Origin of the sequence: Brachybacterium nesterenkovii (assembly GCF_900163655.1) — a bacterium.
GTDB classification, from domain to species: domain Bacteria; phylum Actinomycetota; class Actinomycetes; order Actinomycetales; family Dermabacteraceae; genus Brachybacterium; species Brachybacterium nesterenkovii.
In genome coordinates this window covers 1-8,632 of record NZ_FWFG01000029.1, presented here as the reverse complement: position 1 = coordinate 8,632, position 8,632 = coordinate 1, and the positions used below count along the sequence as shown (strand labels likewise).

The 8,632-nt window shown below is 73.6% G+C and carries 4 protein-coding genes; 1 reads left to right on the top strand and 3 read right to left on the bottom strand.

Annotated features, from left to right (window positions below):
• Positions 1-112: 112 nt before the first annotated feature.
• Positions 113-1,702 (bottom strand): Ig-like domain-containing protein, encoded by a 1,590-nt coding sequence (locus FM110_RS03200; RefSeq protein WP_087102611.1) that lies wholly within the window; start codon positions 1,700-1,702, stop codon positions 113-115.
• A 197-nt stretch (positions 1,703-1,899) separates the two neighbouring features.
• On the opposite strand from FM110_RS03200, the gene FM110_RS03195 reads away from it, so the two are divergent.
• Entirely contained in the window at positions 1,900-3,408 is a 1,509-nt protein-coding gene (locus FM110_RS03195; protein WP_087102609.1) for a maltokinase N-terminal cap-like domain-containing protein, read from the top strand.
• 127 nt (positions 3,409-3,535) lie between these two features.
• On the opposite strand, the gene FM110_RS14065 is transcribed toward FM110_RS03195, so the two are convergent.
• Entirely contained in the window at positions 3,536-5,071 is a 1,536-nt protein-coding gene (locus FM110_RS14065; RefSeq protein WP_159457961.1) for a hypothetical protein, read from the bottom strand.
• Positions 5,072-5,290: 219 nt separating this feature from the next.
• Positions 5,291-8,632 (bottom strand): ATP-binding protein (locus tag FM110_RS03180; RefSeq protein ID WP_143276230.1); only part of this gene is annotated, 3,342 nt, incomplete at its 5' end.

Below are 8,632 nucleotides of genomic sequence, written 5' to 3'. Positions count from 1 at the left end.
TGCCCACCCCGTCCCGGGCGCCGCCGCCGCGGCTTGACACAACATAGAAGCATCCTGGGACCGGGCGGCAGCGGCGCCTGTCGTCGTCGCCCGGTCCCTCACGCGGGCGCCGTCACAGCGAGCGGCGGTCGGACTCCATACGCGCACCGATCCACAGCGAGACCGCGCCGGAGAACAGCAGCAGCGCGGCGAACGTCGAGAACACCGTGAACGTCGAGGTGCGCGGCGCACGCAGCCCCTCGAGCATCGAGTTGATGCCCCCGGAATCGCGGCGCATCTCGATCACCGGCGACTGCGGGTCGATATCGACCGTGACCGACGCCGTGACCGCGATCCCCGCGGCGTCGGTGACCCGGTACTCGATCGGGGAGGTCCGGCCGCGGAAGTCCGCGGCCGGTGCGAACGTGAGCACGCCGTCGCCGCGGACGGTGTAGGTCCCCTCCCCCGGGACCACCAGGCGCATCCCGTCGTCCGCTGCGAGCTGCGGGACGTCCTGGGAGACGGGGGCGGAGATGCGCACGCTCGCGGGGCGCAGAGGCATCGAGGCGGATCCGGGGGTGTCGTTGGCCAGCAGGTCCACCTGCACCTGTTGGCCGGGCCGACCGCGCAGCTCGTCCGCGCGGGCCGTGGGCGGGGACGGCGTGAACTGGACCAGCAGCAGCGCCGTCGTGGTGTTGTCGGCGTACATGCCCTGCGCGCTGTAGGCGACGGGGCTCGGCGACGCCTCGAGGCCCTTCACCGGCTCGAACGCGGCCGTCGCCGTCCCCGGATCGATCGTCCATGTCCCCTGCTCGGGGACGGTGAGGCGGAGTCCGTCCGCGGAGACCTCCGACCCCTGCGGGGCGGCGCTCGCGTCGAAGCGGAGGGAGTCCGCGCGCACGTTGCGCGTGCCCTCCATGAGGTCGAGCTGCACCTGGTCATCCGGGCCCTCGGCGATCTCGCGATCCGTCAGGCGCGGGTAGCCGATCTCGAGCATCGCCTGCGAGGCCTGCTCGCCCTCCGCGCTGCGGCCGGAGACGAGGATCGGCGCGACCGCGCGCACCTCGGCGCTCTCCGGTGCGAAGGTCACGGTGCCCTCGGCGCGGTCGAGCGTCCACGTCCCCTGGCCCTGCACGGTCACGGTGGTCCCGTCGTCGCCGGTGGTCGTCGCCGACGCCCCCGGCAGACCGGACAGCTCGAGGGTCTGCGCGTCCACCTTCTGCACCGTCTCGGCGACGGGGAAGGCGACCGGCTCCCCGTACGGGGCGGAGCGGACCATATCGGGGATCACCGGGGTGGAGACGGTCACGAGGCCCGGCCCGACGGGGTCTCCCGCCTTCGACAGCGCCGAGTAGCGGATCGGGTTGGGCTCGATGCCCAGGCGGGAGGCGAAGGGGGTGAACACGACGGCGGTGCCGTCGGCGGAGACCTGCCATGTCCCCTGCTCCGGCACGACGGCGCGGCGCCCGTCCGCGGTGAGCGTGCTGCCCGGGGGGAGGCCGTCCAGCAGGAGGCGGGCGGAGCCGGGAGCGATCCCCGAGGAGTCCCGCAGGAGGTCGATCGTGACGCTCTCGCCCTCCGCGGCGGTGACCGCGTGGTCCGCGATCGTCTCCCCCTCGGCCAGCGCGGCCTGCGGCGCGAGCGCGAGAGCGCCCGTCAGGACCGCGCCGCCGAGCGCGGCCGCGACGCGACGGCGCCGGGGCGCACGGGAGCTCTCAGTCACCGTCCCAGCGTACCGGCGCACGCGGAGCGGACCGTGCGGAAGGGCGCGTATGGAGAGGGCACACGGAAGGGCGACGGAAGGGCCGCGCGAAACCCCGTGCGGCAGGGCGCGCGGAGCGTCCGCGCGGCCGGGGCGCGGAAAGGCCGCGCGGAGACGACCGCGCGGGACAGGCCCGGCCCGCCGCCTACAGTGGGGGCATGGACGAGCAGACGCCGACCGCAGCGCCCTTCCCGCCGACGGTGGGGATCCTCGAGGACCTCCTGCCCCACCTCACCGCCTGGATGGCGGCGCAGCGCTGGTACGCCGCGAAGTCGACCGGGCCCGCCGAGACCGCCGTCGTCGGCTCCGCCGTGATCGCGGAGGACGACGCGCAGCAGGTGATCGACGTCGTGGTGCGCGCCGGCAGCGGCGAGCGCGCGACCGACTACCAGGTGCCCCTGTATGTCTCCCGCCCGCCGACCGATCACATGGCGGCCGGAAGGGCCGATGCCGTGGCGGCCGGGCAGGCCGTGGCGGTTCAGGGCGCCGCGGAGGACGCCCCGGTCGCGGACGCCGATGCCGCGGCGGAGATCGCCGTGCTCGCCGTCCCGGGCGGCCCCCTGCGGGTGTCCGACGCGACCCGCACGGACGAGGGGCGGCGCGCACTGCTGGCGCTGCTGGACGACGAGCGCGGCACACGCGGCACCGGCCTGGTGATCCGCGGGAACGGCGGTCGCGCCGAGGCGAGCGCACCGGAAGGCACCCCCGCGGCCGGGCGCATCGTCTCCTCCCGCCTGCTGAGCGGCGAGCAGTCCAACTCCTCGATGATCTTCGAGCTCGAGGGCTCAGCCCCCGTGATCGCGAAGCTGTTCCGCGTGCTGCAGGCCGGGGAGAACCCCGACGTGGTGGTGCAGGGCGCGCTCGACGCCGCAGGCAGCGCGCAGGTGGCCCCGATGCACGGCGCCGCAGAGATCGTCTGGGGCGAGGGCGGGCGCGCCCTCACGGGCCATGCCCTGTTCGCCCAGGAGTTCTTCCCCGGCGTCGAGGACGCCTGGCGGGTGGCGCTGCGCGACGCCGTCGCGGGAACCGACTTCACCGACGGCGCCCGGAGCCTCGGCGAGGCCACCGCCTCGGTGCACCGCGACCTCGCCGAGCACCTGGGGGTGACCGCGCCGGACGATGCCGAGCGCGAGCGCATGGTCGCCTCGATGCTCGCGCGCCTCGACGCATCGCGGGCCGAGGTGCCCGAGGTCGACGCCGTCGGCGAGGCGCTCGCGGGCGTCCTGCGCCGCGCCCTGGACGTCCTGTGGCCGCCGTTCCAGCGCATCCACGGCGACTACCACCTGGGCCAGGTGCTCGCCGTGCCCGGACGCGGGTGGGTGCTGCTCGACTTCGAGGGGGAGCCGATGCGGCCGCTGGCCGACCGCGCCCTGCCCGACTGCCCCGTGCGCGATATCGCCGGGATGCTGCGCTCGCTCGACTACGTGGCCGGGGCCGTGCGCCTGGACAGCGGCGGCGACGCGACCGCGTGGGCGCAGGACGCGCGGGCCGCGTTCCTGGCCGGGTACGCCGACGTCGCCGGGATCAGCACGGACGATGCCCCATTCACGACGCTGCTGGCGGCGTTCGAGGCCGACAAGGCGGCGTACGAGGCGCTCTACGAGGCCCGCAACCGGCCCGACTGGCTGCCGATCCCGCTGGGCTCCCTGGAGCGCCTCGCCGGCTGACGGTCGGCTCACGCGCCCGCGCCCACTGCTTCACCCCACCCAGAGTCAGCCTGCGACTCATTCCACGCCGATTCTGAGTCGCAGCGTGACGATCGACTGCGTTACCTGACCGGACCGAAGCCTGCCGTCACCACCGACGGCTGAACTCGTGATCCATCGCCCCGACCAGCAGCCTGCGTCCGCGCCAGTCCCCCGGTGCCGGCGCATCGAGCCCGCGCTCGAGGAACGCCTGGCGGACGCGCAGAAGGAAGGCGTCGGGCCGCGGCAGATCACCCCCGGTCATCCGACGCAGCACCCAGCCGGCGGTGGCGAGCCCATCGCGCCGCGCCTCGTCCGCGCGCCAGGCGCCACGGGTCACGCGATGCACATCACCGTCGTCTTCGAGCCCGACATTCCCTTCACGGAACCCGGCGTCGATGTATCGCCGCTTCCGTGCCAGCGGGTCCCAGACCTCGACCGCGACCTCCGGCTCGGGGAACCCGGCCTCGCGCAGGATGAGGCGCATGAACGTCTCCCCCGGCGAGCGCACGCCGGGCCGTGCATCGGCCAGGGCGCTGAGCAGGCGTCGCTTGTGCCGGAAGCCGCCCTTCGTCTCGGCATGGGTGCGGATCCGCTCCGCCGTCATCCCTGCCAGGGCGAAGGAGGGAGACATGGTGCTGTCGATCGCCGCGACCAGATCAGCATGTCCGAGCATCCCGGCCAGCTCGCACAGCACCTCCACGGGATGGGACATTCGCAGTCCCCAGCGGCGGACGCACGGCGCGTCCCCCGTCCTGTGGACGACGACGTCCATACCGCCGCGCAGGGACCGATGCCTGCCCGATCCCACGCGGCAGTGCAGTGTGGCGCGCATCAGATCGGGGACGAGTCCCCTCGCATCGCGGGAATGATCGTCGCGCACGCCGCCAGTCGGCGTCCGCGCGTGCCGACTGCCGGGCGGCGTCTGCTCGTACCGACCGCCGGGCGGCGTCTGCTCGTACCGACTGCCGGGCGGCGTCTGCGCGTGCAGGCCGATCCCGCCATCCAGCCCCGCCGGGACGGCGATGCCCAGCAGGACGGCGGCCGTGCCGTGACTGAACCAGGAGTCGGGGATGGCCTCCGACTGGAGCGCGCGGCAGACCTCCACCAGGTCCGCCGGGGCCGCCGCAGGCGTGTAGCGGTTCGGGAGGACCCGGAGGAACTCTGCGCTCGAGAGCCGCCGCGTCGTCACCCCGAGTGCGCGCAACCGTGGGCGGCTTAGCACCTGCCCATCGAAGCACCCGTCGTCTCCTGCTCGCATCCTCGGAGCGTAGGCGGCTCGGGCCGCGCCGACCTCCCGGGTGAGCGCGACTGTGGACAGGTCGCCGTGGGGAGGAAACGGCGATCCGGTCGACTGCCGCGAGAGCCAACCTGCGACTCGATCACAGCCTGATTTGCGTCGCATCCTGACGCTCGGGATCGGCGCATCCTGGCGCTCGGAAGGCAGCGGAGCGCGGGCGTCGGCGTGGGCACGAAACGGGCGCGGGCGGGCACGGGCATCGGTGTGGGCACCGGCGTCGGCACGGGCGGGCACGGGCGTGGGCACGAAACGGGCACGGGCACGGGCGTCGGCGTGGGCACGAAACGGGCACTGGCACCAGCACCGGCACGTGGCACACCAGCGCACACCCCACTCGAAGGGCATGCTGGGACTCATACCAGCCTCGAAATGAGTCCCGATCTGGCACTCGGCGACGGAATGCCGGGGGCGGGAGGCCGCGACCGCCAGCCGTCAACCGCCAACCGCCAGCCGAGCTAGCCGCCCGCCGCCCGCCGAGCCGATGCGATGAGCGGAGCGCAGGATCCCCACAGGCCCTGCGCACGGACCCCGACGGCGCCGGTGGACCGGCGCGCCGCCCGGCCGTCAGTCGATCGGGACGAACTCGATCGGCGAGACGCTCGAGTAGCGGTCGTCGCGGATCGACACCACGCCGACGCCGCCGATGAACGGCGCCAGGGCCTGCGGGTTCTTGCCCGGGTTGGCCAGCACCACCTGGAATCCGAAGTGGCGGAAGCTCTCCATCGCCGCGGTGATGAACTTGCCCGCGCCCTTGGAGAAGGCCTCGTCGATGATGATCGGCGCGTACCGCGGCACGTCGATGCCGGTGCCCGCGAGCTGGTAGCGCAGAGCCGCGGCCAGGCAGAACGTGGTCAGACGCTCGTTCTGGCCGCCTGAGAGCGGGCCGCCGGACTCGTGGGCGTGGACGACGACGCCGTCCGCGTCGACCTCCTCGGCGTGGAAGTGCACGTGGCGGCGCACGTCGAGGATCGCCCGGGAGACCTGGTCGTCCTTGGTGCGGGCCGCGGAGATGAGGCCCATGAGGTGGCGCAGGGAGACGAAGCGCTCCTCCGCCCTCTCCCGGTCGCGCGTGACGTCGTTCTCGACGGTGTCGCGGGCGGCCTCGTCGAGGGCCTCGCGGAACTCGTCGAGGGCGGCCAGGTGCACGGGCCGCATGGACAGCTGCAGGTAACGGCCGCGGTGGAACTCCACCTGGGCCAGCAGCGAGTTGATGCGCTGCAGGCGCTTGCGGATCTCCGCGGGCTCGCGGCCGATCGCCGTCGCCAGCGCCTGGACGTCCCCGAGGGTGTTGCCGGTGAAGAACTCGAAGAAGCGGTCCTCGACCTCCGGCAGCTTCTCCTCCTCGATGCGGGCGAGGATCGCCAGGTAGTCCCCGGCGGCGTCGAGCGAGGTGTCGGTGTCCCCGGCCTCGGCGGGCCAGCGGCGCGCGAACTCCCGCATCGCGGTGCGCATGTCCTCCTCCGCGCGGGAGGTGCGGCGCGTGAGGTCCATCAGCTCGGCGTCGAGGGTGGCGGAGGCGTCCTTGGTGACGCGGTCGATGTTGCCCAGCACGAGGGTGGGGGCGATCGCGGCGAAGCGGTCGGCGAGGTCCTGCTCGACCTCCGCGGACAGCTCGCGCGCCGAGGTCCGCTCGCGGGCCTGGGTGAGGCGCTCGGCGGCGCGCTCGGCCTGCTCGGCGAGGCGTCCGATGGTCTGGACCACCTCGATGAGCTCCTCGTCGGCGTCGGTGATCGACTGCTCGACGTCGTCGATCTGCCGGGCCAGCTCGGCGAGGGCCTCCGAGCCCTGCTCGGCGGCGCGCACCATGTCGCGCAGGTTCGCGATGCGCCGCGCCACGGACGCGGCGTCGATGTCGTCCCAGGTCACCGAGGAGAGCGCCTGCAAGGCGAAGAGGCGCTCGCGGCGCCGCTCCTCCTCGGTCTCGACGTCCTTGCGGCGGGCCTGCGCCTCGAAGAGGGCCTGCTCGGCGCGCACGCGCTCGTTCTCGAACACGGTGCGCTTGGCGCGGTTGTCGAAGCCGAGCACCCACTGGGAGCGGTCGTTGATGGCCCGGTCGGTGTTCTTCTCGTGGCGGGTCGCGGAGTGCTTGATCTGGCCCGAGCGCAGCACGGCCCGGGACAGGCGCGTGAACTCCTCGAGGGATTCGGCGCAGACGTAGTCCATGCGCGAGGAGATCTCGTGGGACAGCCAGGCGTGGAACTCGCCGTCCTTGATGTCGATCTTCGAGGCCAGCGTGCGCTCGTCGATCGCGCGGACGCCCTGGCGCAGGTCGGGGTTGATCCGGTTGTAGGAGATGCGGCGGCGCAGCTTGGTGCGTTCGATGACGGCGGCGACCTCGCGGTAGACGCGGTCGGGCACGAGGATCGAGCGGGCCAGGCCCCGCAGCGCCTGCTCGGCCGCGGCGGTCCACTCCTCCTGGCCCTCGCGCACCTGCAGCAGCTCGGCGGCGAAGGGCAGCGAGGTGGGGGCGATGCCCACCTCGCGGGCGATCGCGTCGCGCAGCGCGACGTCCTCGGAGTGCAGGTTCGAGGCGCGGCCCGTGAGGGACTGCAGCTCCGCGGTCGCGCTGCGCAGCGCCTCGGTCTGCTCGCGCACGGAGGCCTCGGCCTCCCAGCGGCGCTGGGCCGATGTCCGCTCCTCGTCCTCGAGCTCGCGGCGCAGGGCCGTCACGTCCCGCTGGACCTGCAGGAACAGGTCCTCGGACACGGGCGTGCGCAGGTCGACGGTCGCCAGCTGCGCCGCGAACTCGGTGGCGCGCTCCTTGCGGCGGTCGCGCTCGACCTCGAGGCCCGCGATCTGCTGCTTCCAGTCGTCGATCTCGCCGCCGCCGGCGCGGCGCCGCTGCTCCTTGAGCTGGGCGAGGTCCGCGCGGGCCTCGGCGACGTCCTGGGTGAGGCGCCGCTGCTGGGCCTCGGCGCGCTCGCGCTCGAGGGTGAGGCGGTCCTCCTCCCCGGCGAGCAGGCGCACCAGGTGGCGGGCGGCGAACAGGTCGATGTCCTCGCGGCGGTCGACGAGCTCGCTCCCCCGCTCGCGCATCTGCGTCCACGACGTGTGCGCCTCGCGCAGGGAGGTCAGGGTGTCGCGCTGCTCGCGGGCGGTCACGAGGGCCTCGTAGACCTCGGAGAGGTTGTGGAAGTTCGCGAGCGCCTGATCGGCGAGCTCGAAGGTGCGCGGCTCGTCGAGCATGTAGTCGCGCAGCAGCGTGTTGACGTCGCCCAGCTCCTTGGCGGACTGGATCTTGTGCAGCAGCTGCAGGGCCTTCTCGTCGGGGATCCCCAGGAGCTGGCAGAAGCGGGCACGGTACTCGCGGAACTGGCGGAAGGTCTCCGTGCCCGGGTGGGCCTGCTCGAGGGCGCGGCCCTCGATCTGCGTGGACACGAAGGGCCGCAGGTCCGCGACGTCCAGGGCCTTGCGGGAGATGACGTACAGCGACTTCACGTCGGAGTCGGCCCGGTGCCCCGCGTGCAGCAGCAGGATGCGGGTGAGCTGGATCGTGCCGCCCTCGCCGTCGGAGTAGCGCAGCGAGATCACCGACAGGGTGGTCTTCGGGCGCAGGACCTCCTGGCTGAACTCACCGGTCGCGGCGTCGTAGTGCATCGCCCAGGCGCCGCGCACGTAGGAGGCGACGGTGCGGCGGTTCTTCGAGCGCGTCGGCCCGGCGTCGGAGGCGGCGGCGTTGAAGTGGAGCGTGCGCGGCGGCGTCAGCAGGGCGCTGATCGCGTCCAGGAGCGTGGACTTGCCGGTGCCGGGTCCGCCGGTGAGGAAGAAGCCCTTGGGGCTGATCTCGAGGTCGTGGGTGCCGTGGAAGGTGCCCCAGTTGGACAGCTGCACGTGCACCAGGCGCCACTGCCCGGGGTGCGGGTGCTCGGGGTCGGTCTCGCGGGGCTCCTCGGCGGGGGCGGCGGC

What these genes read in the sequence shown, in the direction of transcription:
- FM110_RS03195 (WP_087102609.1), top strand. Translation starts at nt 1,900, where the DNA reads ATGGACGAGCAGACGCCGACCGCAGCGCCCTTCCCGCCGACGGTGGGG.
- FM110_RS14065 (WP_159457961.1), bottom strand. Translation starts at nt 5,071, where the DNA reads ATGCCCTTCGAGTGGGGTGTGCGCTGGTGTGCCACGTGCCGGTGCTGG.